We start from the raw sequence: 26,167 nt of genomic DNA, 5'->3' as shown, positions 1-26,167 counted from the left end.
CCCGTCCGTACACGGCACGACCGAAGTGAGCCCTCTCGACCGGTTCGCCGTCCTGGCCGAGAGGGCTCTGGCGTACTCGTCCGTACGCACACGTACACATCCGTACTCGTCGGCGACCGGCGCCTCAGCGCAGTTCGTCCACGTACCGGTCGGTCCCCGGCACTGTCGGAATGAACGGCGCCACCAGCTCCACCCGCCCGAGCCCCGAAGCGGCCACCTCCCCGTCCAGGCCGCCGAACCGCTCCTCCCACGCCTCGCGCGGGTCGGCCTCCAGGAACCAGAGCAGCGTCAGCCGGGTGTCGACCCCCTCGACCTGCTTCACGTACGTCATCCGGTCGCCCGGCAGCGGTGTCGGCCGGAAGACCGTGACCATCGCAGCGCGGGAGCCTGCCAGCCGCTTCGGCAGATACGTCGAGCGCAGCCACTCCAGCAACTCGGCGCGCTGCTCCGGCCCTTCCGCGTCGATCACCTCCAATACCAGCCCCTGGTACGGGTGGTCGAGGGCGTGGTAGTCGCGCGGGCCCGCCGCGCCGTCGCGGTAGACCGTCGCCTCGTGGTCCTGGAAGGCCGTGAAGACGTGCGTACGGTCCCGGTAGACGCGGCCGTCGCGATTGAGCCGCTTGTTGATCCCGACGGTCCACTTCATGTGCTCGTCGTAGCGACCCTCGGTGACCCAGTACGTGGAGAGGTAGCAGCCGGCCGTGACGGGCCGGGCGACGGCGGACTTCTCCGGGTGGCGCAGGAGCTGAAGCTCGCGCGTCGCCACCCAGCGGCGCCCCGCGTACATCCAGGGCATGGCCATCGCACCGGCGATGTAGTGGTCGTCCTCGTACCAGCGGTTGTACGCGTACTCGTGGCCGGGATGGGGCTCGACCATGGTGATCAGGGCATGGCCGGGACGGACCCCGTACGGACCTGTGGAGGCCAGTTCCGCGTACGCCTCACTGCGCGTCTGCTCGCTCATACCGTTCCCCGATCCCTTCCTTCCGGTGCCGGACGCCCCTACTCTGACGGGCCGTCAGACAAACTGCCAGAGGCCGGAGGCGAGCATGTTGCTTCAGGGGAAGACCGTCATCGTGTCGGGGGTCGGCGCCGGGCTCGGCCACCGGATCGCCGCGACCGTCGTACGGGACGGGGGCAACGCGGTCCTCGGCGCGCGCACCGCGGCGAACCTCGCCAAGGCCGCCGCCGAGATCGACCCCTCGGGTGCGCACACCGCCCACCTGGCCACCGACATCTCCGACGAGGCGCAGTGCGAGGCGCTGGCGGCGCTCGCGGTCGAGCGGTTCGGGCGGATCGACGGGGTCATCCATGTCGCCGCCTGGGACAGCTACTTCGGCGGCCTTGAGGACGCCGATTTCGAGACCTGGCACGGCGTCATCGACGTAAACCTGCTCGGCACGCTGCGGATGACCCGTGCTTGCCTGCCCGGCCTGAAGGAGCGGGGCGGATCGGTGGTCATCATCGGTACGCAGTCGGCGGTGGCCGCGCCCTCGCAGGTCCAGCAGGCGGCGTACGCGGCGTCGAAGGGCGCGCTGACCTCGGCGATGTACTCGATGGCGCGCGAGCTCGGCCCCCACCGGATACGGGTCAACACGGTGCTGCCGGGGTGGATGTGGGGGCCGCCGGTCCAGGCGTACGTACGGTTCACCGCGCACACCGAGGGCGTGCCGGAGGCCGAGGTACTGGACCGGCTCACCGGGCGGATGGCGCTGCCGGAGCTGGCCACGGACGGGGATGTCGCGGAGGCGGCGGCGTTCCTGGCCTCCGACCGGGCGCGAGCGATCACCGGCCAGTCGTTGCTCGTCAACGCCGGTGAACTCATGCGTTAGCAGCCGGAGTCGTACGTTCTCGTCACCTCGGGCCGCACGGGCGAACCCTCCCCGTGCGGCCCTTTTTGCGCCCCACAGTTGTTCATATTCCTGAACTCAGATCACCAAGCAGAACGATTTTACTTGCTCTTGACCTCTCGATGCGTTGCCGCGGCCGCTCAACTGACCACACCATGAACGGCGTTCACAAGGCGGACCAGACCCCTGGAGGGGGCACATGAACAGTCTCGACTGGGTCGTGCTCATCGGCTACTTCGGCGTGATGGTCGCGATCGGCATCTGGTCCCACAAACGCGTGGACAACGTCAGCGACTTCTTCACCGCCGGCGGGAAGATGCCCTGGTGGCTGTCCGGCATCTCGCACCACATGTCCGGCTACAGCGCGGTCATGTTCACCGGCTACGCGGGAATCGCGTACAAGTACGGCGTCACGTCGTTCGTGACGTGGTCCTTCCCCATCGCGATCGGCATCGCGATCGGATCCAGCCTCTTCGCGCCCCGGCTCAACCGGCTCAGGTCCAAACTGCATGTCGCCTCGCCGCTGGAGTACCTCAAGAGCCGCTACAACATGCCCACCCAGCAGGCACTCGCGTGGTCCGGCGTCCTGCTGAAGATCGTGGACGTGGGCGCCAAGTGGGCGGCGATCGCGACCCTGCTGACCGTCTTCACCAGCATCTCGCTCAACCAGGGCATCCTGATCACCGGCATCATCACCGGTATCTACTGCACGGTCGGCGGGCTGTGGGCCGATGCCCTCACCGAGCTGGGGCAGTTCATCATCCAGCTCTTCGCCGGTCTCGCGATGCTGATCGCGGTGATGGGCGAGCTCGGCGGATTCAGCGCGGTGTGGACCGTGTGGGACAAGCTGCCCGAGCACCACAGCGACCCGCTGACCGGCGACTTCACCATGATGTTCCTGCTGGCCTATCTCTTCATCAAGACCTTCGAGTACTCCGGCGGCATGTGGAACCAGGCCCAGCGCTACATGGCCACGGCGACCGCCCGCGAAGCCACCCGCTCGGCCCGCCTGTCCGCGGCCCTGTGGCTGGTGTGGCCACTGGTGCTCTTCTTCCCCATGTGGTGCGCCCCGCTGCTGGTCGACGCGCAGAAGCCGGACGCGTCCGACTCGTACGCCCTGATGACCGAACAACTGCTGCCGCACGGCCTGCTGGGCCTGGTCATCGTCGGCTTCTTCTCGCACACCATGGCCATGTGCTCCTCGGACGCCAATGCCATCGCCGCCGTCTTCACCCGCGACATCGCGCCCGCCCTGTCGGCGAAGGCGCGCGGCTGGTCGCAGAAGGCCGGCCTGGTGGCCGCCCGGCTGTCGACCGTGGCGTTCCTCGCGCTGTCGATGGCGATCGCGACCCAGGTCAACTCGCCGGCGTTCAAGGACATCATCACGGTCGTCATCAAGTGGGTCGCGGGTCTGATGGGGCCCATCGCGATCCCGTTCATGCTCGGCCTGCTGCCCCGCTTCCGTAAGTCCGGGCCGACGGCGGCGCTGGTCTCCTGGGCGTGCGGGCTCTTCGCCTTCTGGGTGGTGAACTACGGGATGGAGGGGGTCGCGACGCAGTACCAGGTGTCGGTGCCGCTGGCCGTGTCGCTGGTGCTGTACATCCTGGTCGGCTTCATCAAGCCGGAGGACACGCCGGAGCGGGATGCGGTGCTGGCGCGGATCAATTCGGACGACGACTCGGACGGCGACGAGCCTTCGGGCGGTGCGGCGGGTGTGCCTGTTCCGGCGGCGCCGGGTGATGCGACGGTCGCCGTCACGCCCTCGGATAGCGGGCCAGCCAGCCGGGCGCGTTGACGGCCGGACCGTGCAGGGCCGGGCCCTGGGTCATCTCCATCGCGAAGTCGTCGGCGAGTTCGAGGACCGTGCTGCGCCCTTCGAGCTCCGCCAGCCAGCCCGGCGGCAGCGCGGTCTCGCCGTGGAGGGCGCCGAGCAGGCCGCCGCACAGGGCGCCGGTCGCGTCCGAGGCACCGCTGTGGTTCACGGCGAGGCACAGGGCGTGGCGGATGTCCTCGCCGACGAGTGCGCAGTAGACGGCGACCGCGAGCACCTCCTCGGCGGTACGGCCACCGCCCAGGGATTCGACCCTGGCGGGGCTCGGGATGCCCTGGCGTACGGAGCCGAGGGCCTGCTTGAGGGCGTCCGTCACCGGCTGGTGGCCGGGGCGAGCGGCGAGCTGGGCCAGGGCCCGCTGCACGGAACCGTCGAGGGTCTCGCCGCGCGCCAGGCCGTGGACGACGACGGCGAATGCGCCTGCCGAGAGGTACGTGGTGGGGTGGCCGTGGGTCTGGGCGGCGCATTCGACGGCGAGCTGGAAGACGAGCTGTGGCTCCCAGCCGACGAGGAGGCCGAAGGGTGCGGAGCGGGTGAGGGCGCCGGAGTCGCGGGCGGTGGGGTTCCTCGGCCTGTCGAGGGTGCCCATGGTTTCGTCGGCGAGGCCGGTGAGGCACTCGCGGGACGGGGCGCGGCGGGCGTAGAGCCACTCCTCGCGGGCGAGCCAGCCGTTGTCCTTGCGGCGCTCGTCGGGGCCCCAGTCGCTCTGGGTCGCGGCCCAGCGCAGATGCGCGCGGTGTACGTCGGTGGGCGGGTGCCAGGCGCCTGTGTCGCGGCGTACCTGGGCCCGTATGAGGCCGTCGACGGTGAAGAGGGTCAGCTGGGTGCCGGCGGTTATGGCGCCGCGTCTGCCGTAGGCGGGGGCGAGGTCGGTGAGGGCGTCGGCGCCGTGGGCTGCGCGTATCTCGTCCAGGGTGAGGGCGGCGACGCCCGCGCCGAGGGCGTCGCCGACCGCGCCGCCGAGGAGGCAGCCGCGTACCCGGGAGCGGAAGTCCTGCTGTTCGGCACGACCCCAAACGGATGTGACTGGTGCGCTCACCACTGCTGCCCTTCCCGGTGCGACCGGCGTTCGATCGGCGTCTGGCGCAGCACTGTAATCGAAGGGGAGGGGGTGTTCGGATGGGGCGGGTGACGGAGCTCGGGGCGGTGGCTTGTTCCCCACCCCGCCCCTTCCCGGCTGTGACACGTGCGGCTGCCGCCGCGCGGAGCTCCGCCCCGGACCCGTGTCCTCGAACGGCGTCCGGAGCGGTCCCGCGGCTCGGGTCAGTCCGTGATCGGGATCTGGCCGTTCGCGTCGGCCGGCTCCGGGGCCGTCTTCACGCCTCGCTGCGTGATGCTCTTCAGCAGCTCCGCGACGTCCACGCCCGTCGTGGACGTCAGCAGCTCCACGCCCTGGGCGACGTTGTCGGTCACCGTCCGCGCCAGCTGACTCGCACCGTCCGTCGAGATCACCGTCATCTTGTCGATCGCGCTCAGCGGCTCCGACGCCTTGGCCACCACCTGCGGCAGCACCTCGACCAGCATCTGGAGCACCGCCGCGTCGCCGTACTGCGCGAACGCGTCCGCCTTCTTGCGCATCGCCTCGGCCTCCGCCGCACCCTTCGCGGCAATGGCGGCGGCGTTCGCCTCGCCCTCTATGCGTACCGCCTCGGCCAGTGCCGCGCGGTGCAGCTTCTCGCCCTCACCGGTGAGACGGGAGCGCTCGGCGTCCGCCTCGGCCTCCTTGACCTGCGCGATACGCCGCGCCTCCGCCTCCTGCTCCGCCTGGTACCGCGCCGCGTCGGCCGGCTTGCGGACCTTCGTGTCGAGCTCGCGGTCGGTCAGGGCGGCCTGGCGCTCGGCGACCTTCTCCTGCTCGGCGAGAACCTCCTGCTGGCGGGCGGCGTCGGCGAGCGGACCGGCGGCGTTGGCCTTGGCGGACGCAGCCTCCGTCTCGACGCGGATCTCGGCCTGCTTGAGGTAGAACGTCCGCTCGGCGATGGCGATTTCCTCGGCCGCCTTCAGCCGCGCCTGCTCCGAGGCCTGCTTGGCGATGGCCTCGGCGATGTCGGCCTCCTGGCGGGCACGGGCGGCCTCGGGCCGGCCCAGGTCCTCCAGGTAGGAGCCTTCGGTGGTGATGTCCTGGATCTGGAAGGCGTCCAGGATCAGGCCCTGGCCCGACAGGCTCGCCTCGGCCTCCTCCGCGACCTGGCCCGCGAACGCGGCACGGTCACGGATGATGTCCTCGACCGACATGCGGCCGACGATGGCGCGCAGCGCGCCCGACAGGACTTCCTGGGTGAAGCCGACGATGCCGTCCTGCTGCTGGAGGAAACGCTGGGCGGCGGCCCTGATCGCGTCCTCGCTGCCGCCGACCTTGACGATCGCGACGCCTTCGAGGTTGGCCTTCACACCGCGCAGTGTGACCGCGCCGCGTACGGCGATCGGGATGTGCCGGCTGGAGAGGTCGAGCGTGAACTTCTGCTGTACGAACGGCACGACGAAGACGCCGCCGCCGACGACGACCTTCTGGCCGCTGTTGTCGGTGGAGATCTGTCCGGTGACCGGGTCCGTGGACCTCTTGCCGCGGCGGCCGGTGATGATGAATGCCTCGCTGGGGCCCGCGACTTTGTAGCGAGTGATCACTACGAGTGCGAGCAGTACGAGGAGTACGACGACTCCCACGACAGCGACGATGACTGGACTCATGAGGAAATCCCCGTAGCAAGTAGTGACGTAATGATGAGGAAAGCGCTGGTCAGCGTTCGACGGGGCGCACCGCGACCGACGTGCTCGACAGCGATGCCTCCACCCAGATCTCGGCGCCCCGCGCAACCGGCACGGCGCTCTTCGCCGCCAGCTTCACCGGCTGCCCGGCGAGGCGCAGCAGCACCTCGCCGTAACCGTCGGCGGGAATGGCCGTAACGACCGATCCGGAGGTGCCGACCAGGTCGGTGCCGCGCGGAGTGGCGTCGGTCTGGTCGCGCATCAGCGCGCGGCTGAACTTCCATGCGAGCCAGCCCGCGGCGACACCCGCCGCCAGCCCGACTCCCGTGGCGGCCGCGCCGCCGAGGCCGGTGGCACCCAGCATGATGGCGCCGCCGAAGCCGAACATCGAGAGGAATCCGGCGACAACGGGCAGCGAGAGCAGTCCGTCGAAGAGGCCGTCGAGGACTCCGCCGAAGAGCCCTTCAAGGATTCCGTCGAAGATCAACGAAAGAGCCAGCAGCACGATCCCCGCAATGCCGAGACCGAGAAAAACAGTCATCCCGCTCGCCCTCCCCCGTGTACACCGATCCCTTGAACAAAGGGATGGTCTCATGCAGCTCTGACAGAAAGCATTGCCGGATTCCGGCAATCATTACGCGTTACTAATGCCGCTTCACTCCAGCACCGGCAGCAACTCCGGAAGATGTCCGTCCGACGCGAGGGCTGCCTGCTGCCGCTCCTCCGGTACGTCGCCGTACAGGGTCGTGCGCGGCTTCGAGGGCCGCCCGGCAGCGCCCGCGATCGCGATCAGATCCTGGACGGAGCGGTACGAGCCGTAACTGGAGCCCGCCATCCGGGAGATGGTCTCCTCCATCAGCGTCCCGCCGAGGTCATTGGCGCCGGAGCGCAGCATTTCGGCGGCACCGTCCGCGCCCAGTTTGACCCAGCTGGTCTGAATGTTGGTGATGTGAGGGTGGAGGAGAAGGCGGGCCATGGCCGTGACGGCCCGGTTGTCGCGGTCCGTCGGTCCGGGCCTGGCGATCCCGGCCAGGTAGACAGGCGCGTTGGTGTGGATGAAGGGCAGCGTCACGAACTCCGTGAAGCCGCCCGTCTCTTGCTGGATGCCTGCCAGGGTGCGCAGGTGGCCGAGCCAGTGGCGCGGCTGGTCCACATGCCCGTACATCATGGTCGACGAGGACCTGATGCCCAGCTCGTGCGCGGTCTTCACGACCTCGATCCAGGTCGCGGTCGGCAGCTTGCCCTTGGTCAGGACCCAGCGCACCTCGTCGTCGAGGATTTCGGCGGCCGTCCCCGGAATCGACCCGAGCCCGGCCTCCTTCGCCGCCGTCAGCCACTCGCGGATCGACATTCCGGTGCGGGTGGCACCGTTGACGACCTCCATCGGGGAGAAGGCGTGCACATGCATCCCCGGGACGCGTTCCTTCACGGCGCGCGCGATGTCGAAGTACGCCGTGCCGGGCAGGTCGGGGTGGATACCGCCCTGCATGCACACCTCGACCGCGCCGACCTCCCACGCCTGCTGGGCCCGGTCGGCGACCTGGTCCAGGGACAGCGTGTAGGCGTCGGCGTCGGTACGGCGCTGGGCGAAGGCGCAGAAACGGCAGCCGGTGTAGCAGACGTTGGTGAAGTTGATGTTGCGCGTGACGATGTACGTGACGTCGTCGCCGACCACGTCGCGCCGCAGCTCGTCGGCGATACGGGTGAGGGCGTCCAGCGCCGGACCATCCGCGTGCAGCAGGGCGAGCGCCTCGTCGTCGGTGAGCTTCGTCGGGTCGTCAGCGGCCTGCGTGAGGGCGGCCTTCACGTCGCCGTCGATACGTGACGGCACCATGCCGGGCGCCGCGGCCTCGCGCAGCGCGCCCCAGTCGCCGTACACCTCGTCGAAGTCGTCACGCCGGTCGGCAGTGCGGCCCTCGGTGTCGATGGTGCGGTGCAGATCGGTGCGGCCGGTGGACGTGAAGCCCTCGTCGGGTTCCTGCCACGGCAGGCCGCGCACGGGAGCGCCGGGGTTCGCGAGGCCCGTCTCCGGGTCGGCCAGCGCGCGCACGTGCGGCAGCAGACGCGGGTCGAGCCAGGGCTCGCCGCGCTGTACGAACTCCGGGTAGACGCAGAGCCGTTCCTCCAGCCGGAACCCGGCTGCCGCCGACTGCTCGGCCAGGGCCTCGATCTGCGGCCACGGCTTCTCGGGGTTCACATGGTCGATCGTGACCGGCGATACGCCGCCCCAGTCGTCGATGCCCGCGCCGATCAGCCGCGCGTACTCCCCGTCGACGAGGTTCGGCGGGGCCTGCAGATTGCCCGACGGGCCCATGATGTGCCGGGCGACGGCGACCGTGGCGACCAGGTCGTCCAGTTCCGCGTCCGGCATGCCGCGCATCGCCGTGTCCGGCTTGGCGCGGAAGTTCTGGATGATGAGCTCCTGGATGCCGTGGTAGGCGCGCGCCACCTTCCTCAGCGCGAACAGCGACTCGGCGCGCTCCTCGTACGTCTCCCCGATCCCGATGAGCAGCCCGCTGGTGAACGGCACGGACGAGCGCCCCGCGTCCTCCAGCACCCGCAGCCGCACGGCCGGCTCCTTGTCGGGCGAACCGTAGTGCGGCCCGCCCGGCTCGCTCCACAGCCGGGTCGCGGTCGTCTCCAGCATCATGCCCATGGAGGGCGCCACGGGCTTGAGGCGCTGGAAGTCGGTCCAGGACATGACGCCGGGGTTCAGGTGCGGCAGCAGCCCGGTCTCCTCCAGGATGCGGATCGCCATCGCCCGTACGTACGCGACGGTGTCGTCGTACCCCTCGGCCTCCAGCCACTCCCGCGCCTCGGGCCACCGGTCCTCGGGCTTGTCGCCGAGAGTGATCAGCGCTTCCTTGCAGCCCAGTTCGGCGCCGCGACGCGCGATGTCCAGGACCTCGTCCGGCGACATGAACATCCCGTGCCCGGCGCGGCGCAGCTTGCCGGGCACGGTCGCGAAGGTGCAGTAGTGGCACTTGTCCCGGCACAGCCGGGTGAGCGGGACGAACACGCTCTTCGAGTACGTGATGACCCCGGGCCGCCCGGCGGCCTCCAGCCCCGCGTCCCGCACCCGCGCGGCGGAAGCGGCGAGGTCCTGGAGGTCCTCGCCTCGGGCCTGGAGGAGCACGGCGGCCTCGGTGGTGTCGAGAGCCACCCCGTCCCGCGCACGCCTGAGCGCGCGCCGCATGGCGTTGGCGGTGGGTCCCTGCGGTGCGCTCGTCGTCATTCCACGAGCATACGAGCGGCCACCGACAGGGAACCGGTCAGGAGCGGTCAAAGGTGCCGGACCGGTCAAGGGGCGTCCGGTCAAGGGGCCGGACCGGTCAAGGTCCCGTCCGGTCAAGGTCCGGTCAGGGCGCGGACATCGAGCTGAAGACGACGACGCCGAGAAGCATGCCGAGGACCAGGCCGGCTCCGGCGACGATCAGGGCTGTGACCGCGAGCGGTTCGTCCTTGGACTTGGCGATTCCGCCGAAGACGAGACCGAGGATGCCGAAGAGCGGCGGACAGAAGAAGAGTGCGACCACACCGAAAACGATCGCGACGATGCTCAATGGGCTTTTCTGCACGTGCGTAGCCTCTCCCCCGAGGTGCGGCCCTGCGGCCGGACGCTGTACATGCCAATGCCATGCCACTGGCAAAGGTAGCGGCGCCCGGCCTCCGGGCACAGGGGGCGGGGCGCCTCCTCCTCAGAGAAACGCCGCGTACTTGTCCAGGACCCGCAGCACTTCCGCCTCACCGGCGGGCGGCAGTTGCAGCACCACCTCCCGCACCCCCAGTTCCGCGTAGTGCGCCAGCTTGCCCGCGTTCGGGACGACGGCGTACGGCACGACCTGGAGGCCGTCGGGATCGCGGCCCGCCGCCTCCCACACCTCGCGCAGCACCGGCAGCGACTCCGTCAGGCCGCGCCCGCCGATCGGCAGCCAGCCGTCCGCGTACTCCGCGACGTGCGCGAAGAGCTTGGGGCCCGCCGCCCCGCCGACCAGCGTGCGGGGGCCGACGACCGGGCCACGCGGCTTCTGTACCGGCTTCGGGTACGCGTGGCTCGCCCTGACCGCCCCGAACTCACCGTCGTACGCCGTCGGTTCCTCCGCCCACAGTGCCCGCATCAGCGCCATCCGCTCCCGGGCGAGCTCGCGCCTCGTACGCCATTGAACGCCGTGGTCGGCGGCCTCCTCGGCGTTCCAGCCGAAGCCGACGCCGAGGGTGAGGCGGCCGCCGGAGAGGTGGTCGAGGGTGGCGACCTGCTTGGCGAGGTCGATCGGGTCGTGCTGGGCGACCAGCGTGATGCCGGTGCCGAGGGCGAGCCGCTCGGTGACGGCGGCGGCCTGGCCGAGGGCGACGAAGGGGTCGAGCGTACGGCCGTACTCGCGCGGGAGTTCACCGCCCGCGGGGAAGGGCGACTCGCGGGAGACGGGGATGTGAGTGTGCTCGGGGAGGTACAGACCGGCGAATCCCCGCTGCTCCAGCTCGCGTGCGAGCCGTACGGGCGTGATCGTCTCGTCGGTGAGAAAGATCGTGGTGGCAATCCGCATGTGTTGTGACCTTCCGCGTCATCCAGTGGAGCGTCCGGTGTACATCTCGTGGTGCGCCTGGTGGCCGTCAAACGTATGTCGTACGGTGCCGGAAGCCGAGTGCCTCGGCCACCCCCGGGGAGGAAGAACCGTGCGTACCGCCACCACCATCCTGCTCGTCGGAGCGCTTCTCGGCGCACCGGCGGCCACCGCCACTGCCGTCGCCGCGCCGGCCCGCACCGCGCCCGCCGTCGTCACGGAGCAGCAGGGTGCTGCCGCGCCCACTGCCTGGTCCGCGACGCAGAAGTCCGACACGTCGGAGACGACCGCCGGCAAGAGCCGCAAGGGCAAGAAAAAGAAGAAGTCCAAGGGCGGTCTGTCGGCGGGGCTGATCATCGGGCTGGTTCTCGTCATCGTCGTGCTGCTCGCCGTGATCTTCCTGTTGATGGCCAAGTCGCGTCGCGGCAAGACCTCGTAGTGACTGGTTTAACGGGATCAACCGGATCGATCGGCAGACGCGGACTGTTCGTGACGGGGGCCGCCACCGCCCTTACCTTGGGCGGCGTGAGCTTCGCGAGCGCCGACCCCCCGGGCAGCGGTGAGGAGACCCGGACCGTACGCGGCACACTGCCGCCGGGGTCGCCCGACTATGTCTACCTGCCGGTCGAAGTGCCGCGCGGGGTGCGCGAGATCGCCGTCTCGTACACGTACGAGAAACCGCCCGTGCCCGCCGGAACCCAGGGCAACGCCCTCGACATCGGCATCTTCGACGAGCGCGGTACGGACCTGGGCGGCCGGGGTTTCCGTGGCTGGTCGGGCGGGGCCCGCAAGGAGTTCTTCATCCGCGCCGACGCCGCGACGCCCGGCTACATCCCGGGGCCGGTGCGCGCAGGCACCTGGAACATCGCCCTGGGCCCGTACACCACCGCCCCGCAAGGCCTCCCGTACACCGTGACCATCACCCTCCGCTTCGGGCCCTCCGGCAAGACCCCGGCCGCCGTCTACCCGCCCGAGCGGGCCAAGGGGCGTGGCCGTGCCTGGTACCGGGGCGACTGCCACCTCCACTCGGTGTACTCCGACGGCCGGCGCACACCCGCCGAGATCGCCGCCGCCGCCCGCGCCGCCGGGCTCGATTTCATCAACATCAGCGAGCACAACACCCACTCCTCCCACAGCGCCTGGCAGGGCTTGTGGGGCCCCCACCCCGACGGCGAACTGCTCATCCTCACCGGCGAGGAAGTCACCACCCGCAACGGCCACGTCGTCGCCGTCGCCACCGATCCGGGCACCTTCGTCGACTGGCGCTACCGCGCCCGCGACAACCGCTTCGGGCACTACGCCCGCGAGATCCGCCGCGCGGGCGGCCTGGTCGTCCCGGCCCACCCGCACGCCACCTGCATCGGCTGCAACTGGAAGTTCGGCTTCGGCGAGGCGGACGCGGTGGAGGTGTGGAACGGCCCGTACACCCCGGAGGACGAGGTCGCCCTCGCCTCCTGGGACAACACCCTGACCAGCGGCCGTGGCTGGACCCCGGCCATCGGCAACAGCGACGCCCACCGCGAGCCCCAGCTCGTCGGCATGCCGCAGACGGTGGTCCTGGCCCACGACCTGACCCGCGAAGCGATCCTGGCGGGCATCCGCGCCGGCCACTCGTACATCGCCGAGTCGTCCTCGGTCTCCCTCACCTTCGGCGCCTCGGGCGGCCGCGGCCGCCACGCCGGCATCGGCGACCGCCTGCCCGTCGACGCCGACACCCCGGTCACGGTCCGCCTGGAGGTCACCGGCGCCCCCGGCTGCACGGCCCACTTCGTCACCGACCAGGGCACCCTGCACACCGCCACGCTCCCGGCGTCCGGCGCGGGCACGGTGGAGTGGAGTACGACGCCCCAGTACGCGACGTACGTACGGGCGGAGGTCCGCCACGCCCCGACGGTGCCGGGGCTGCCGGGTGCACTGGCGGCGCTGACGAACCCGGTGTTCCTGGGGGGCTGAATCAGCCGGCCGCTGGTGGCCAGGCCTCCGGTGTGCTCCCTGTCCGGCTGCTGGGACGACGTCCCGAAACTCGCCGGAACGAATCACGAATCCGGCGCCTCTGTGGGTTGAAGCACCCACAGAGGCGAGGAGCCCGGAATGAAGACGCACACCACGACGTCCGCCACCGCACCTGCCACCGCCGTGGCGGCGGTCCTGGCCACGGACGGACTGCTGCACCTCTTCTGGGCCACCGGCAGTACGTGGCCGGCCTCGGACACGAGGTCCCTCTCGTACGCCGTACTGGGCGCCGAAGTGCCGTTCACCCCGCCCGTGGTCCTCCCGTTGGCGGCGCTGCTGTTCACCGCCGCCGCCCTGGTCACCGCCCGGGCCCGGCTGGGCAGATCACACCGCTACGGACGCCTGCTCCAGCTCGGGACGGTCGCCGTCGCGTGCGGTACGGCGCTGCGCGGGCTGGTCGGCGTGGCGTGGGCGTGCGGGGTGGAGGCCGGGCTCGACCCCGGCGCGGGCGACACGTTCTACTGGCTCAACCTGGCGCTGTACACACCACTGTGCCTGGCAATGGCGGCAGCAGCGATTGGCCTGGCAAGGGAGCGGAGTTGAGTGACGACGTACAGCGTCTCGTGCGCGCCGCCCAGCGAGGCGACACCCTCGCGATGAACGACCTCCTGGACTCCCTGGCCCCGTACGTCGGCCGCATCTGCACCCCGATCGCCCTGGCGGACGGCCCGGACGCGGCGCAGGAGACCCTGGTCGCCGTCTTCCGCGGCCTGCGCTCGCTCCGCGATCCGGAGGCGCTGTACGGCTGGGTACGGGCGATCGCCTGCCGCGAGGCGGTACGGGTGGCCCGCAGGTCGGCCCGCGCGGTACCGGCCGACCTGTCGACGCTCCCCGGACGCGGCGATCCGCAGCTCGCGGCGGACATCGGCGACGTACTGGAACGCCTCTCGCCGGAACACCGGGCGGTACTCGTCCTCCGCGACATCGAGGGCTTCGACGAACAGTCCGCGGCCGAACTGCTGGGCCTGCGCGTGGGCACGGTCAAGTCGCGCCTGCACCGGGCCAGGGACTCCTTCCGAAAGGCGTGGTCGTCATGACCGTCAACTGGCCGACCCCGCCCGATCTGGACCCGGTGCGGCGCCTGTACGCGCTGGCAGCAGGCGTAGGCGGCGCCCGCGTATCCGAACGCGAAATCGACGCCCCCTACGCCACGGTCTGGCCACTGCTGGCCGACCTGGACGGTGAACTGGCCCGCCTGGTACCCGACATGCGCCGCCTGAAGGTCACGGCCATCGACGGCGACCGCGTCAAAGCGACAGCCCGAAGCCGCTTCGGCCCCGTAGCCCGCTTCGAGGGCGTACGCCGCCCCGGCTGGATCTGGCTCCAGAGCCGCTTCGTCCTGTTCGGCATGGCAGCAACCCCAACCCCCGACGGCCACACGCGCGTCGCCTTCACCGGCGGCGTACGCGTCCCGGGGCGAGCGGCGCTGATCCCGGTGGGTGTGGAGAGAGCGGGCCGCCGAGTCCTCGACCGGCTGGCTGTGCGCGCCGGGTCAGCCGGCGACTGACGCCGAGCCGCACGGCTGTGCGTGCTCGACGCCCTCACGCCGCGCCGAAGCACCAGCAGTCACCCCTGGCGTACTACCGGGGTCACCAGGTGTGCGCGACGTCCACGATCAGCTTGTCGCCGGACTGGAGCACCCGGAACGGCAGCCTGGCGCGAACGCCCACGCCGACCTGGGTCTGGCCCTCGAAGCTGGCGCCGAACCTGGTGTCCTTGAACGTCTTGTAACCGGTGACGTTCACGCCCGGCAGCGACTTCCCCGCCTTCCCGGCGTAGGTCTGCTTCATCGTCGCCGGGTCGTAGCTCGGCGCGGACACGTAGACCTGCAGGATGGCGCCGCCGTTGACCGGTATCTGCTCGCCGGAGCCGTCCTGATGGAACGTGTCGACGTAACCGACGTGGTAGCCGAGCTTGCCCGTCGCACCGCTGATGTCGAAGACCATGCGGTCGTAGCAGGGGTTCTGGCTGGTCTTGATGTTCGTGAGCGGCTTGGAGTCCGAGTCCGTGGCCGACTTGGTGCCGCTGCCCCAGACGGTCGAGCAGGTGGCGGCCGAGGCGGCCTTGCCCACCGGGCCGGGCGCGGCGCCGGCCACCCCGGCCGTGCCCGCCAGGCCGGCGCCCGCCAGCGCGAGCGCTGCGGCTGCTGTCGTCAACCGTCGCATGACTTACCTCCGATAAGAGCTGAGTACAGGTTCAGGGCGTGTCCGGCGGATCATGCCTGGGCTGCGGGGCCTCACCAGCACCGAAAACGGTGCCGCACCCTGAAGCCGGCCTGATCCGCCGGACACGCCCCAGGTGCATGCGGTAGGACGGGCGGGTTGGTGTCGGCGTTGCGTGCCGGTCGGCTTTTGGCCAATGTGCGGCGGAATTGTCGCGTCGATCCGATTCGAGGTCATTCTGCGTCGTGGGCCCACGTACGCAGTGACACCTGCCGCCCCCTGGTGTCCCGCAAGACCGGTTCGTCGCCCGTGAGGCGGAAGTCTGCCGCCTTCGCGACCGCCTCGCTCGCCACGTTGGCTGCCTCTATGCGCAGGAGTACGCGCCTGGGGGCCAGTTGGCGCAGGGCGTAGTCCGTGGCGAGCCTGACCGCTCTGGTCGCCAGGCCCTGGCGGCGGAACTGCGGTCCGATGCCGTAGGCCAGTTCGATGTCCCTGGCGTCGACGTCGCTGCGGAAGAGGAGGATCTCGCCCTGCGGCTGCATCCCGTCGGTGGTGATGGCGAGCTGGATCCGGCGGTCTTCCGCCCGGGCGCCACTCGCCGCCGCGAGGTACAGGCCGGCGGCCTCGGCGTCGAACGGCGAGGGTACGGGGGTCCAGCGGCTGATCTGCGGGTCGTCGTAGAGCTTGACCAGAGCCGGTACGTCGTCGCTTTCGTCCCACTCTCGTAGTTGAAGGCCCTGCCCTTCGAGCCGGAGCGAACCGGGAGGAGGAAAGGGGGAAGGAAAGTGGGAGGGCGTAGGGGAGTTGGGTCGGCTGTTCATGCGGCGATCCTGCCCCACGCCCCTTTGCCCAAGCCGTGCCCCGCACGGCAGAAGGCCGGGGGAGCCGCATTCGGCTCCCCCGGCCTTCGACGCATCCGCGTCGGCCGTCGAGGTGGACTCAGTCCTCGACCACCAGCGCCGGGGTGTCCGTCGTCAGCACCTTGCCCCGGAAGAACTCCGGGCTGCGGAGCTGCATCGCGAACATCAGCACCGCGCCGAGCAGCAGCAGGCCGACGCCGATCACGAAGACCGAGCCGATGCCGAAGAGCGAGCTGCCGCTGCCGTATGCCGGGTCCCACATGTCGTACAGCGTCTGGCCGAAGACTGCGGTGAGCATCAGCGCGCCGATGCCGGGGAAGACGCCCTTGACGAACAGCTCGCGCACCGACTTGCGCATTTCCTTGCGGAAGTACCAGACGCAGGCGAAGGCAGTGATCGCGTAGTAGAAGCAGATCATGAGGCCCAGCGCGTAGATCGTGTCGACCAGGACGTTCTCGCTGAGCAGGGTCATCCCCGCGTAGAAGACGCCGGTGGCGATGCCCGCGACGACCGTGGCACGGCCCGGGGTCTTGAAGCGCGGGTGGACCTTGGCGAAGGAGGCCGGCATGGCCTGGTACGTGCTCATCGCCAGGGCGGTGCGCGCCACCGGGATGAAGGTGGTCTGCAGGCTCGCGGCGGCGGAGGCGAGGACGGCGACGTAGAGCAGGACGGCGAATCCCGAGCCCATGATCGGCTCGGCGAGGACGTCGAAGACGTTGTCCGCGGTGTCCGGGTTGCCGAGGCCGGTGCCCTTCTCGCCGACGCCGGCGTACATCTGCGCGGCGATGGCGACCATCAGGTACGAAACGACGATCACGACCATGGCGAGCATCGCGGCGCGGCCGGGCGTCTTGGCGCTGCCGGTGCTCTCCTCGTTGATCGACAGGCAGGCGTCCCAGCCCCAGTAGATGAAGATCGAGAGGGACAGGCCCGCGGTGAAGGCGGCGAAGGACTCGACCGCGAAGGGGTTCATCCACGACAGGGAGAAGTCGATGGAGCCCGCGACCTCGTCGGACTTGGTGAGCGCCATGTAGACGAACATCGCGAGTACGGCGAGCTGGAGGCCGACCAGGGCGTACTGGACCCACTTGGTGGCGGTGATGCCGCGGTAGCTGATCGCCGTGGCGACGGCGATGAAGACCAGCGTGGTGAGGATGTGGGCGACCTTGTTGTCGTCCAGTGCGGCAAGGCCGGGGTTGCCGCTCACCTCACCGAGGAGCAGGTAGAAGAAGGAGGTCGCGACGCCGGCGAGGTTGGAGAGCACCACGACGGTGGCGACGAGCAGGCCCCAGCCGCACATCCAGCCGACGCGGGGGCCGAAGGCCTTGACCGACCAGGTGAAGGAGGTGCCGCAGTCGGGTATGGCCTTGTTCAGCTCGCGGTACGCGAAGGCCACCAGCAGCATCGGAAGGAACCCGGCGAGGAAGATCGCGGGCATCTGCAACCCGACCTCGCTGACGGTGGGGCCCAGTGTGGCCGTAAGGCAGTAAACGGGTGCAACGGTGGAGATGCCGATGACGGCGTTGCCCATCAGCCCGACGGAATTGCCGCCGAGCCCCTTCTTGCGTACGCCGCCCTCCACCGAGGAGGCGCCGCTTACCGTGTCTCCGGCCTGGGGCCGTGTGTCCACCTGAGTCATAAACGGGACGTTAACGGCTGCGCTTTCCACATCCGGAGCTCATTACTCCGCTCTAAAGATCCTTGTAATCCGCGGGATCCTCCGCCCTATTGGTTGAGGATTGAAGGTCACCGGCGACCAAGAGGCGATCATTGCCAGGTCCTCCCGCGCACTTTCCGATGTGCGGAAACCGCAACACTGTCCTTTTTGTCCGATTGAAAAGTTTCCCATACATCTTTCCGGAGGCCTCGTCCGGTCTTCGTCCGGTCGTCATCCGGTGCTCATCCGGTCCAGACGATCGCCTGCGTCTCGCTGTACGCGTGCAGCGCGTACGACCCGACATCGCGCCCCACACCGCTCTTCTTGAAGCCCCCGAACGGCGCCTCCATATTGCGCCCGACGGTGTTCAACCCGACCCCGCCCGCCCGCAGTTGCCGCGCCACCCGGAACGCTTTCGCGACGTCCCCCGACCAGACGTAGTCGATGAGGCCGTAGTCGCTGTCGTTGGCGAGCGCGATGGATTCCTCGTCCTCGTCGAAGGGGACGACGACCACGACCGGGCCGAAGATCTCCTCGCGGACGATGCGCATGTCGTTCGTACAGTCCGCGAGGAGCGCCGGGGCGACGTAGAAGCCCCTGTCGTACGAAGGACGCTCGCCGCCCGCGACCAGCCGGGCGCCCTCCTTCTTCCCGAGCTCGATGTACGACTCGATGCGGTCGCGGTGGGCCGCGGAGATCACCGGGCCGACGACCGTGCCGGGGGCGGCGGGGTCGCCGACCTTCATGAAGGCGAGGTAGCCGGTCAGCTTCCCGACGAGCTCGTCGTAGATGCCGCGCTGGGCGAGGACGCGCGTCGGGGCGGTGCAGATCTGTCCGCTGTAGAAGGCGTACGTCGTCCCGATGCCCTTGACCGCCGAGTCGAGGTCGGCGTCGTCGAAGACGATCGCCGCGCCCTTTCCGCCCAGCTCCATGAGCTGACGCTTCATACCCCGCCCGCACACTTCCGCGATGTGCTGCCCGACGGACGTACTCCCGGTGAAGCTGACCATGTCGACATCCGGCGAGTCGACGGCGGCCTCGCCGACGGCGGGCGCGGACCCGGTCACGACGTTCACGACGCCGCGCGGTACGCCCGCCTCCTCCAGGGCCGCCGCCATCCGGTGTACCGAGAGGGGGTCCTGCGGGGCGGGCTTCACGACGACCGTGTTGCCCATGGCCAGCGCGGGCGCGACCTTGCCCGCCGCGTTGGCCCAGGGGTTGTTGTACGAGGTGATGCAGGTGACGACCCCGACCGGCTGGCGCACGGCGAGCGCCCCGAAGACCCCCGCCTTCCCCATCGGCCCGGCCTCGTTGATCTGCGGCGGCAGCCCGGTCTCGACCGGCTCCAGGGCGCCGCGCGCGTACCGCCGGAAGCGGGCAGCGCCCACCGCGACCTGCATGGCGCGTGCGGTGCCGGTCGTGGCACCGGTCTCGGCCCGGGCGAGGAGCGCGTTGGGTTCGGCGTCGCGCTGCATGATGTCGGCGGCGCGGTCGAGGATCGCGGCCCGCTCCTCGGGCTTCGTACGGGACCAGGCCGGGAAGGCGTCCCTGGCGGCGGAGGCGGCGGCGTACACCTGCCGGCGGCTCGCCTCGGGGGCGAGGCCGACGATCTCCTCCGTGGCCGGGTTGATCACCTCGTAGTGGCCGCCGTCCGGCTCGGTCCACTCGCCGCCGATGAACAGCCGCTCGCCGTGCTGGGACCGGCTCACTTGGTGGCCACCGTCCGCGTGTCCCGGCCCGAGCGCAGCACCGTGCCGGGCACCGCCCCCGTGACCACGTCGTCGCGTATTGTCTCGACGCCGTTGACGCGTACGGACACCACGCCGATGGCCTTCGAGTCCAGGCGCGGGCTGTCGCCGGGCAGGTCGTGCACGAGAGTGGCGGGCCCGGCCGCTATCCGCTCGGGGTCGAAGAGGACCAGGTCCGCGTGGAAGCCCTCCTCTATACGGCCCCGCTCGCGCAGCCCGAACAGCTGGGCCGGGTCGTCCGTCAGCATCTTCACGGCCTGCTCCAGCGGCACGAGCTTGCGCCCGCGCAGGCAGTCGCCGATGAAGCGGGTCGTGTACGGCGCCCCGCACATCCGGTCCAGGTGGGCCCCGGCGTCGGAGCCGCCCAGCAGGACGTCCTCGTGCTCCCAGGTCTGCTGCCGCAGTGCCCAGCTCGCCGGGTCGTTGTCGGACGGCATCGGCCACAGGACGGTACGGAGGTCGTCGGCGGCGCAGATCTCGACGAGGCAGTGGAAGGGGTCCTGGCCGCGTTCGGCGGCGATGTCGCGCACGACGCGTCCGCTCAGGCCCGCGTTCGCCTCGGAATAGGTGTCGCCGATGACGTACCGCTCGAAGTTCGCGAGGCGGCGGAAGACCCCGGCCTCCTTGCTGTCGGCGCGGCGCAGCATCTCGGCCCGTACGTCCGCGTCGCGGAGCTTCTCTATGCGCTCGGCCGCGGGCAGGCCGAGGATGTCGCCCCACCCGGGGATGAGATTCAGCGCGCAGAAGGTGCCGAGGGACATGTTCATGGGGGTGAGGATCGGCATCGTCAGGGCGACGATGCGGCCGCCGGCCCGGCGGGCGCGCTCGCTCGCCTCCAGCTGGCGGGGTACGCGTTCGGGTACGGCGGCGTCGATGGTCAGGACGTTCCAGTTGAGGGGTCGGCCCGCGGTCGCTGTCATGTCGACGAACAGGTCGATCTCCTCGTCCGCGAACTGGTCGAGGCAGCCCGCGACGATCGCCTCCAGCTGGGTGCCTTCGTGTTCGCCGACGGCCCGGGAGAGGGCGATCAGTTCGGCGGGCGCGGCGTGCCGGGAGGCGACGGGCTTTCCGTCGCCGTCGGAGTGGGTGGACGACTGGGTGGTCGACAGGCCCCACGCGCCGGCGTCCATGGCGTCGTGGAGGAGCCGCAGCATGTCATTCATCTGCTGCTCGGTGGGCTGCCCGCCGACCGCGTCCGGGCCCATGACATGGCGGCGAAGGGCGCAGTGGCCCACCATGAAGCCCGCGTTGACGGCGATGCGTCCGTCGAGGGCGTCGAGGTACTCCCCGAAGGTGTACCAGTTCCAGGGAGCGCCCTCTTCGAGTGCGACCAGGGACATGCCCTCGACCTTGGACATCATGCGGCGCGTGTAGTCGGCGTCCTCGGGGCGGTCCGGGTGGAGCGGGGCGAGGGTGAAGCCGCAGTTACCGCCGGCGACGGTGGTGACGCCGTGGTTGAGGGAGGGGGTGGCGTACGGGTCCCAGAAGAGCTGGGCGTCGTAGTGCGTGTGAGGGTCGACGAATCCGGGGGCGAGGACGAGACCGGTGGCGTCCTCGCTGGTCCTGGCGTCCTCGGTGACGCCGCCGGACGCAGCGACGACGGCGATACGCCCGTCACGTATCCCTACATCGGCGGTGTACGCGGGGGCACCGGTGCCATCCACGACGGTGGCTCCGCGGATGAGGTGGTCGAGCATGGCGGTCCCTTCGGGGTGGGTGGGAGTGGGTGTACGTGCACTGGGGTGGGTGCGGGCGGAGCGCCGTGCGGGCGGGTGCCGCTGCGCGGGGCGTCTTCCCTACCCCGCCCCTTCCCGGCTGTGACATTTGCGGCCCCCGGACGCCCTTGGGGGTCCGGGGCCTGGGGGCTTGCCCCCAGTTTCGGGAAAGGGGCGGGGAGGGGAACTGCGCCGCAGGCAACCCGCACAGCACCGCGCACCCGCACCCGCACCCCGCACCCCGCACCGCCCGCTACGCGCCCGCCGCTCCGCGGAACCTCGTCGTCCGGTGCACCGGATCCGTGTCGATCTTCGGGATCACATGCTCACCGATGAGCCGGATCGTCGTCTTCGTGTCCTCGGGCGACACCCCGATCGGCAACCCGAAGCTCAACTGATCCGCCCCCGCCTGCTCCCACCGCTTGCACTGCCGGAACACCTCGTCCGGATCACCGCAGATCATCAGCTCCTCCGCGATGAGCAGCTCGATGATCTCCGCCGAGTACTCCGGCAGCAGCTCCGGCCACTCCGGAATCCCCTCCGGCCGGGGAAACGTGTCGTGGTACCGGAAGAGCAGCGACTGCAAGTAATTCAGCCCGCCGCTCACCGCGATCTCGACCGCCTTCTCGTGCGTCTCCGCACAGATCGCCGTCGACGTCACCATCACGTTGTCGTTGACGAAGCCCCCGATCGGCTCCGCCTCCTTCACCGCGTTCTTGTACGACTCGACGACCCACTCCATGTCCGAGACCTTCTGGACGCTGAAGCCCAGCACCCCGAGGCCCTTCTTCCCCGCCATGGCGTACGACGACGGGGACCCGGCGGCGTACCACATCGCCGGGTGCGACTTCCCGTACGGCTTCGGCAGGATCTTCCTCGGCGGCAGGGACCAGTGCTTGCCCTGGAAGCCGACGTACTCGTCCTGGAGCCACATCTTGGGGAACTCGGAGATCGTCTCTTCCCAGATCTCCTTGGTGTGGTTCATGTCCGTGATCCCCGGCATGAAGCCGAGGATCTCGTGGCTGCCGGCCCCGCGCCCCGACCCGAACTCGAAGCGTCCCTCCGACAGATGATCCAGCATCGCGACCTTCTCCGCGACCTTCACCGGGTGGTTCACCGGCGCCAGCGGATTGAAGATGCCCGAGCCCAGATGGATCCGCTCCGTGGCGTGCGCGAGATACCCGAGGAAGACGTCGTTCGCGGAGAGGTGGGAGTACTCCTCCAGGAAGTGGTGCTCGGAGGCCCAGGCGTACTTGAAGCCGGACTTGTCCGCCTGGATGACGTACTCGGTCTCCTCGATCAGAGCCTTGTGCTCCGCCTCGGGGTCGGCCTTGGCACGCGCGGCAGGCACGTACCCCTGCACAAACAGCCCGAATTCCAAGGTACTTCTCCTTCGGGATATCCGATCTGACGCATCGTCAGTTCTTGATGTGGACGACTGTTCCACCGCCCGCACGGACCGTCAATACCTGAAGCTCCGATACCTGATGCCCTGTCAGAACAGACTGACCCCCGCCAGCCAGCCCCCGTCTATGACGAACGGCTGCCCGGTGATGTACGACGAGTCGTCGCCGGTCAGGAACAGCGCCAGCGCCGCCACCTCCTCCGGCTGACCGATCCGCCCCATCGGCACGAGCTTCCGGTAGAGCTCGTCCACGGCGGCCTTGGACTCCACCGGATCGGCGGTGGGATCCATCGCCGCCGGATTGGTCATCGGCGTGTCCACGGCCCCCGGGCACACCGCATTGACCCGGATCTTCTTCCCCGCCAGCTCCACGGCCGCGACCCGCGTCAGCCCGAGAATCGCGTGCTTGGTGGCGGCGTACGCACCCACAAAGGCCATGCCCGTCAGGGCCGTGTACGACGCGGTGTTGACGATCGTGCCGCCGCCCGCCGCCTCGATCTCGGGCGCGACGTTCTTGATCCCCAGGAACGCGCCGACCTGGTTGACCTGCACCACCTGCTGGAACTCCTCCAGCGGCGTGCTCACCAGCTCGTTGAACCTCAGAATCCCCGCATTGTTGACGAGCCCGTCGATCTTCCCGAAGGTCGATTTGGCGTGGGCCACGGCAGCAGCCCAGTCCGCCTGCTGGCTCACATCGAGATGGACGTACGTCGCGACGCCCTCCCCCAGCTCCTTGGCGAGCGCCTCGCCCTGGTCGTCCAGCACATCGCCCAGCACCACCTTCGCGCCCTCGGCCACGAAGAGCCGCGCCTCCTGCTCGCCCTGCCCGCGCGCCGCGCCCGTGATGACGACGACGCGCCCGTCCAGCTTCCCCATGCCAGGTCCCCTTCTCGGTTCTCAGTACAGATACGGAGCTACTTCAGAGGCGAACGCCGCCATCTGGTCGGTCAGTTCGGTACGGCTCCGGCTCCGGAACCGCACCTGGATCTGCTGCACACCCATCGCGCCGTAAGCGCGCAGCGACTCGGCGACCGCCTCCGGCTTCCCGGTGACGGTGCGGCGCCCGACGTCCCAGGGCGCGTCGCCGACGTACAACGGCTCGGTGATGGCGCCGACGGTGATGGGCGCCTCGACCCCCGCGGCCTCGCGAATCGCCTTCAACCTGGCGATCTGGGCGGGCAACCGGTCGCGCGGATCGCCCTGCGGCAGCCAGCCGTCACCCCGCACCGCCGCCCTGCGCACGGCGGCGGGCGACGACCCGCCCACCCACACCGGCACCCGCGCCTGCGCCGGGCGCGGCCTCTGCCCGAGCCCGCTGAACGCGTACCGCTCCCCCGCGAACTCGGGGTACTCGTCCGGCCCGAGCGCCGCCCTGAGCGCGTCGATCGTCTCGTCGAGTACGCCGCCGCGCCCCGCGAAGTCCGCCCCGAGCGCCTCGAACTCCTCCCGCACATGCCCGGCCCCGACCCCGAGAACCAGCCGGCCGCCGCTGAGGTGATCGAGCGTGGCGTACTGCTTGGCGGAGACGAGCGGATGCCGCAGGCCGACCACGGCGACATGACTGAGCAGCAGGACGCGCTCGGTGACGCCGGCGAGGAAGGAGAGGGTGGCGACGGGGTCGTACCAGACGGTGCTCATCGCGTCGGCGAGACGGCGCGGGATCGCGACGTGGTCGCAGCTCGCGACATAGGCGAAGCCGGAGCGGTCGGCGGTGCGGGCAACCTCGGCAAGATCCTCGGGACCGGCCTCGGCCTCCCACGGCTCGGCGTAGATGGTGCTCTGCGACTGGACCGGGAGCTGCATCCCGTACATCACGATAAGGCCACCCCATCTGATGGACCGTCACTGACCAAGGTGGCCATCGTCGTTCCTGACGGACCATCAGACAAGAGGCCGGGGCCGGGTCGGCCCGCGCACCACTCATCCCGGAGGCTGTCCGGCCCCCGGTCGGGCACCGGTTGCAGCCCTCTCGGCGCGCGGGAGCGTCGGCCTCGTGGCGCCCTCGGGCGATCGCTCTCTCAACGGCCCTGCGTCCGCTCCGACCGCCGAGAGACTTCACCGCAGATCGAGCAGCATCACATCATGAAGGGCCGCACCCTCCCACGGCCGCGCCTCGCCAACCTTGCGGTACCCCCACGCCCGGTACGCGGCCGACGCCGCCTTGTTGTCCGGGTGGACGTTGAGCAGCACGCGCTCGCCATCGATGCCGTCGAGCAGCATGTCGTGCAGTCGGCGAGCGATGCCCTGTCCGCGCCACGACTCGCGCACGGCAAGTTCCATGAGCCCGAAACTGCGGTGCCCGTCCTCGCGCCGCATGTCGTCCGGCACGGGATTGGTGAGTTGGTCCCACCATCCTGTGTCGGCGCTGAGCGGGTATCCGTAGGCAATGCCGACTGGCTCATTGTCCTCAGTACGGGCCAGGACGGCGCGGAACGTGGCTTTGCGGGCCTGGGAGCGGAAGCGCCGGAACGTGGCCGTGACGTCGTCCTCGGTCTCGTTGTACGGCGGTTCTGCGAACGCTTCGGCGTAGACCAGCCTGAACGCGTCTTGGGCGTGCTCGGCGGCTTGCCCATCCATGCGCTCGACTGTGATGGTTCGCTTCTTCGTCATGTGGTGCCCCCTCGGACGGTTTCGCGGATGCGCTCGCCGCACTCACGGGCTGCCGTGCTGTCCACTCCGGCGGCGGCGCGCTGAAATTCCCGGATCTTGCCCAGTGCCGTGGCGAGGAGATACTGCCGCACGCGTCGAGGACGGCGGGCTGTTCGCCACGCGAGGCCCCGAATTAACCAACAGCGTCCGAGCTCCTACGGGGCCCGATCGAGGTCATGGGCCTGGACAGCGTGCTGCTGGACTCGACAGTGATCCGCATCTCGGCCAAGACAATGCCCGGCAAGTCCCTGTCCGTGGAACGCGAGCTGCGCCGGCGCATCAAGCGAGCCATCGACGCGGCGGACCTCCCGATCGTCGGGCGCCCGGCGGACGCGGCCCCGATTCCGGCCCGACGGCGGGGATGGCGGCAACGTCGGAGTACTCCAAAACGTCGTCGCTACAGGCTCAGGCGGCTACACCGCCAAGTGTGACGAAGTAGGCCGCACGTCAAGCACCTGCAAGCGTGTCGCAGCAACGGTGATCACCGACACAATCGAACAATTGACCTGTAACCCTCAAGCCTCTTTCGTAGCCTGATGGACGACCAAGTAAGCCTGTTTTCAGGGGGATTCATGCGCAAGAGCTTGATGGGGAAGCGCAAACTTGCGGTCGTGGGGACGCTGACGGCCATCGCCATCGGAGTACCCGCAGTGAGCGCGGTCGCGGCGGAGATCAGCGGAAGCCGGCTTCCGTTCGCTGTCTCCACCTCGGGCAGCAAGGAGGACGGTGACCGCTGGAAGGGCAAGCGCAGCGGTCACGCCAAGGCGTGCGGCGACGTCCCGGTGAACGACACCAGGACGTTCAGCGCGTACATCTACCAGGACAGGAGCTTCCGTCCTGACCCTCAGATCGCCAGCACGTCCCGCAGCTACAGGCAGGGATACGGCTGCGGTGCGTACAAGGGCACCAGCACCAGTGGCAAGTACTACACCAAGGCCACCTGGGCCAGCATACCCGGCAGCCGGGCCTATGGTTACGTGAACGCCCAGAATTGATTCAGGAATCAGGA

24 protein-coding genes and 1 pseudogene are annotated in these 26,167 nt (G+C 69.8%); 9 read left to right on the top strand and 16 right to left on the bottom strand.

Features of this window, described 5'->3' with window-relative positions:
* Window positions 1-124: 124 nt before the first annotated feature.
* Window positions 125-964 (bottom strand): hypothetical protein, encoded by an 840-nt coding sequence (locus tag J7I98_RS06005; RefSeq protein WP_214919514.1) that lies wholly within the window; start codon window positions 962-964, stop codon window positions 125-127.
* 85 nt (window positions 965-1,049) lie between these two features.
* On the opposite strand from J7I98_RS06005, the gene J7I98_RS06000 reads away from it, so the two are divergent.
* Together J7I98_RS06000 and J7I98_RS05995 are read left to right on the top strand one after the other, a co-directional pair.
* On the top strand, window positions 1,050-1,832 hold the full coding sequence (locus J7I98_RS06000; RefSeq protein ID WP_214919513.1) for an SDR family oxidoreductase: 783 nt from the start codon (window positions 1,050-1,052) through the stop codon (window positions 1,830-1,832).
* A 217-nt stretch (window positions 1,833-2,049) separates the two neighbouring features.
* On the top strand, window positions 2,050-3,645 hold the full coding sequence (locus J7I98_RS05995; RefSeq protein ID WP_214919512.1) for a sodium:solute symporter family protein: 1,596 nt from the start codon (window positions 2,050-2,052) through the stop codon (window positions 3,643-3,645).
* Here J7I98_RS05995 and J7I98_RS05990 read toward each other — a convergent pair.
* From J7I98_RS05990 to J7I98_RS05965, 6 genes are all read right to left on the bottom strand, one after another.
* The gene (locus J7I98_RS05990; protein ID WP_214919511.1) at window positions 3,605-4,720 is read right to left on the bottom strand and encodes an ADP-ribosylglycohydrolase family protein; all 1,116 of its coding nucleotides are present in this window, start codon (window positions 4,718-4,720) and stop codon (window positions 3,605-3,607) included. The genes J7I98_RS05995 and J7I98_RS05990 overlap by 41 nt on opposite strands.
* 224 nt (window positions 4,721-4,944) lie before the next feature.
* Entirely contained in the window at window positions 4,945-6,369 is a 1,425-nt protein-coding gene (locus tag J7I98_RS05985) for a flotillin family protein (RefSeq protein ID WP_214919510.1), read from the bottom strand.
* Window positions 6,370-6,418: 49 nt separating this feature from the next.
* Window positions 6,419-6,928, bottom strand: coding sequence for a hypothetical protein (locus tag J7I98_RS05980; RefSeq protein WP_214919509.1), 510 nt, complete (start codon window positions 6,926-6,928; stop codon window positions 6,419-6,421).
* A gap of 114 nt (window positions 6,929-7,042) precedes the next feature.
* The gene (locus J7I98_RS05975) at window positions 7,043-9,622 is read right to left on the bottom strand and encodes a bifunctional FO biosynthesis protein CofGH (RefSeq protein WP_214919508.1); all 2,580 of its coding nucleotides are present in this window, start codon (window positions 9,620-9,622) and stop codon (window positions 7,043-7,045) included.
* A 124-nt stretch (window positions 9,623-9,746) separates the two neighbouring features.
* Window positions 9,747-9,950 (bottom strand): hypothetical protein, encoded by a 204-nt coding sequence (locus J7I98_RS05970; RefSeq protein WP_251020191.1) that lies wholly within the window; start codon window positions 9,948-9,950, stop codon window positions 9,747-9,749.
* Between the two features lie 135 nt (window positions 9,951-10,085).
* Window positions 10,086-10,931 (bottom strand): LLM class F420-dependent oxidoreductase, encoded by an 846-nt coding sequence (locus J7I98_RS05965; protein WP_214919506.1) that lies wholly within the window; start codon window positions 10,929-10,931, stop codon window positions 10,086-10,088.
* 130 nt (window positions 10,932-11,061) lie between these two features.
* Between J7I98_RS05965 and J7I98_RS40785 the strand changes: the two genes are divergently transcribed.
* From J7I98_RS40785 to J7I98_RS05945, 5 genes are all read left to right on the top strand, one after another.
* Window positions 11,062-11,388: a hypothetical protein gene (locus tag J7I98_RS40785; RefSeq protein ID WP_251020190.1), complete on the top strand. Its 327-nt coding sequence runs from the start codon at window positions 11,062-11,064 to the stop codon at window positions 11,386-11,388.
* Entirely contained in the window at window positions 11,388-12,902 is a 1,515-nt protein-coding gene (locus tag J7I98_RS05960) for a CehA/McbA family metallohydrolase (RefSeq protein ID WP_308377682.1), read from the top strand. Before J7I98_RS40785 ends, J7I98_RS05960 begins: the two co-directional genes overlap by 1 nt.
* A 138-nt stretch (window positions 12,903-13,040) precedes the next feature.
* Entirely contained in the window at window positions 13,041-13,505 is a 465-nt protein-coding gene (locus J7I98_RS05955) for a DUF3995 domain-containing protein (protein ID WP_214919505.1), read from the top strand.
* A gap of 53 nt (window positions 13,506-13,558) precedes the next feature.
* Window positions 13,559-13,999 carry an RNA polymerase sigma factor gene (locus J7I98_RS05950; RefSeq protein ID WP_214919684.1) on the top strand — a complete coding sequence of 147 codons (441 nt, stop codon included), beginning with the start codon at window positions 13,559-13,561 and terminating at the stop codon, window positions 13,997-13,999.
* On the top strand, window positions 13,996-14,469 hold the full coding sequence (locus tag J7I98_RS05945; protein ID WP_214919504.1) for an SRPBCC family protein: 474 nt from the start codon (window positions 13,996-13,998) through the stop codon (window positions 14,467-14,469). Before J7I98_RS05950 ends, J7I98_RS05945 begins: the two co-directional genes overlap by 4 nt.
* A gap of 82 nt (window positions 14,470-14,551) precedes the next feature.
* Here J7I98_RS05945 and J7I98_RS05940 read toward each other — a convergent pair whose 3' ends face one another.
* The 9 genes from J7I98_RS05940 to J7I98_RS05900 form a co-directional block, all read right to left on the bottom strand.
* Window positions 14,552-15,127, bottom strand: coding sequence for a hypothetical protein (locus J7I98_RS05940; RefSeq protein ID WP_214919503.1), 576 nt, complete (start codon window positions 15,125-15,127; stop codon window positions 14,552-14,554).
* Between the two features lie 230 nt (window positions 15,128-15,357).
* A complete protein-coding gene (locus tag J7I98_RS05935; RefSeq protein ID WP_214919502.1) occupies window positions 15,358-15,945 on the bottom strand; it encodes a GNAT family N-acetyltransferase in 588 nt (195 codons plus the stop codon).
* Window positions 15,946-16,063: 118 nt separating this feature from the next.
* Window positions 16,064-17,623, bottom strand: coding sequence for an APC family permease (locus tag J7I98_RS05930; RefSeq protein WP_214919501.1), 1,560 nt, complete (start codon window positions 17,621-17,623; stop codon window positions 16,064-16,066).
* A gap of 260 nt (window positions 17,624-17,883) precedes the next feature.
* Window positions 17,884-19,350 carry an aldehyde dehydrogenase family protein gene (locus J7I98_RS05925; RefSeq protein WP_214919500.1) on the bottom strand — a complete coding sequence of 489 codons (1,467 nt, stop codon included), beginning with the start codon at window positions 19,348-19,350 and terminating at the stop codon, window positions 17,884-17,886.
* The gene (locus J7I98_RS05920; RefSeq protein WP_214919499.1) at window positions 19,347-21,086 is read right to left on the bottom strand and encodes an amidohydrolase family protein; all 1,740 of its coding nucleotides are present in this window, start codon (window positions 21,084-21,086) and stop codon (window positions 19,347-19,349) included. The genes J7I98_RS05925 and J7I98_RS05920 overlap by 4 nt, the downstream gene beginning before the upstream one ends.
* Window positions 21,087-21,357: 271 nt before the next feature.
* Window positions 21,358-22,485 (bottom strand): LLM class flavin-dependent oxidoreductase, encoded by a 1,128-nt coding sequence (locus J7I98_RS05915; protein WP_214919498.1) that lies wholly within the window; start codon window positions 22,483-22,485, stop codon window positions 21,358-21,360.
* 114 nt (window positions 22,486-22,599) lie between these two features.
* Complete coding sequence (locus J7I98_RS05910; protein WP_214919497.1) at window positions 22,600-23,385, bottom strand: SDR family NAD(P)-dependent oxidoreductase; 786 nt, start codon at window positions 23,383-23,385, stop codon at window positions 22,600-22,602.
* Window positions 23,386-23,406: 21 nt separating this feature from the next.
* Complete coding sequence (locus J7I98_RS05905) at window positions 23,407-24,312, bottom strand: TIGR03619 family F420-dependent LLM class oxidoreductase (protein ID WP_214919496.1); 906 nt, start codon at window positions 24,310-24,312, stop codon at window positions 23,407-23,409.
* A 252-nt stretch (window positions 24,313-24,564) separates the two neighbouring features.
* Window positions 24,565-25,119 (bottom strand): GNAT family N-acetyltransferase, encoded by a 555-nt coding sequence (locus J7I98_RS05900; RefSeq protein ID WP_214919495.1) that lies wholly within the window; start codon window positions 25,117-25,119, stop codon window positions 24,565-24,567.
* 185 nt (window positions 25,120-25,304) lie between these two features.
* On the opposite strand from J7I98_RS05900, the pseudogene J7I98_RS40780 reads away from it, so the two are divergent.
* Both J7I98_RS40780 and J7I98_RS05895 read left to right on the top strand, forming a co-directional pair.
* A pseudogene (locus J7I98_RS40780) lies at window positions 25,305-25,597 on the top strand (mechanosensitive ion channel family protein); the annotation flags it as partial.
* Between the two features lie 133 nt (window positions 25,598-25,730).
* On the top strand, window positions 25,731-26,153 hold the full coding sequence (locus tag J7I98_RS05895; RefSeq protein WP_214919494.1) for a hypothetical protein: 423 nt from the start codon (window positions 25,731-25,733) through the stop codon (window positions 26,151-26,153).
* Window positions 26,154-26,167 lie beyond the last annotated feature (14 nt).

Origin of the sequence: Streptomyces sp. ISL-98 (assembly GCF_018614055.1) — a bacterium.
GTDB classification, from domain to species: domain Bacteria; phylum Actinomycetota; class Actinomycetes; order Streptomycetales; family Streptomycetaceae; genus Streptomyces; species Streptomyces spiramyceticus.
This window is presented reverse-complemented; position numbering and strand designations above follow the sequence as displayed.

What these genes read in the sequence shown, in the direction of transcription:
- J7I98_RS05930 (WP_214919501.1), bottom strand. Translation starts at nt 17,623, where the DNA reads ATGACTCAGGTGGACACACGGCCCCAGGCCGGAGACACGGTAAGCGGC.
- J7I98_RS05955 (WP_214919505.1), top strand. Translation starts at nt 13,041, where the DNA reads ATGAAGACGCACACCACGACGTCCGCCACCGCACCTGCCACCGCCGTG.
- J7I98_RS05995 (WP_214919512.1), top strand. Translation starts at nt 2,050, where the DNA reads ATGAACAGTCTCGACTGGGTCGTGCTCATCGGCTACTTCGGCGTGATG.
- J7I98_RS05910 (WP_214919497.1), bottom strand. Translation starts at nt 23,385, where the DNA reads ATGGGGAAGCTGGACGGGCGCGTCGTCGTCATCACGGGCGCGGCGCGC.
- J7I98_RS05895 (WP_214919494.1), top strand. Translation starts at nt 25,731, where the DNA reads ATGCGCAAGAGCTTGATGGGGAAGCGCAAACTTGCGGTCGTGGGGACG.
- J7I98_RS05985 (WP_214919510.1), bottom strand. Translation starts at nt 6,369, where the DNA reads ATGAGTCCAGTCATCGTCGCTGTCGTGGGAGTCGTCGTACTCCTCGTA.
- J7I98_RS05980 (WP_214919509.1), bottom strand. Translation starts at nt 6,928, where the DNA reads ATGACTGTTTTTCTCGGTCTCGGCATTGCGGGGATCGTGCTGCTGGCT.
- J7I98_RS06000 (WP_214919513.1), top strand. Translation starts at nt 1,050, where the DNA reads ATGTTGCTTCAGGGGAAGACCGTCATCGTGTCGGGGGTCGGCGCCGGG.
- J7I98_RS05945 (WP_214919504.1), top strand. Translation starts at nt 13,996, where the DNA reads ATGACCGTCAACTGGCCGACCCCGCCCGATCTGGACCCGGTGCGGCGC.
- J7I98_RS05905 (WP_214919496.1), bottom strand. Translation starts at nt 24,312, where the DNA reads ATGCAGCTCCCGGTCCAGTCGCAGAGCACCATCTACGCCGAGCCGTGG.
- J7I98_RS05900 (WP_214919495.1), bottom strand. Translation starts at nt 25,119, where the DNA reads ATGACGAAGAAGCGAACCATCACAGTCGAGCGCATGGATGGGCAAGCC.
- J7I98_RS05965 (WP_214919506.1), bottom strand. Translation starts at nt 10,931, where the DNA reads ATGCGGATTGCCACCACGATCTTTCTCACCGACGAGACGATCACGCCC.
- J7I98_RS06005 (WP_214919514.1), bottom strand. Translation starts at nt 964, where the DNA reads ATGAGCGAGCAGACGCGCAGTGAGGCGTACGCGGAACTGGCCTCCACA.
- J7I98_RS05935 (WP_214919502.1), bottom strand. Translation starts at nt 15,945, where the DNA reads ATGAACAGCCGACCCAACTCCCCTACGCCCTCCCACTTTCCTTCCCCC.
- J7I98_RS05975 (WP_214919508.1), bottom strand. Translation starts at nt 9,622, where the DNA reads ATGACGACGAGCGCACCGCAGGGACCCACCGCCAACGCCATGCGGCGC.
- J7I98_RS05950 (WP_214919684.1), top strand. Translation starts at nt 13,559, where the DNA reads ATGAACGACCTCCTGGACTCCCTGGCCCCGTACGTCGGCCGCATCTGC.
- J7I98_RS05940 (WP_214919503.1), bottom strand. Translation starts at nt 15,127, where the DNA reads ATGCGACGGTTGACGACAGCAGCCGCAGCGCTCGCGCTGGCGGGCGCC.
- J7I98_RS05920 (WP_214919499.1), bottom strand. Translation starts at nt 21,086, where the DNA reads ATGCTCGACCACCTCATCCGCGGAGCCACCGTCGTGGATGGCACCGGT.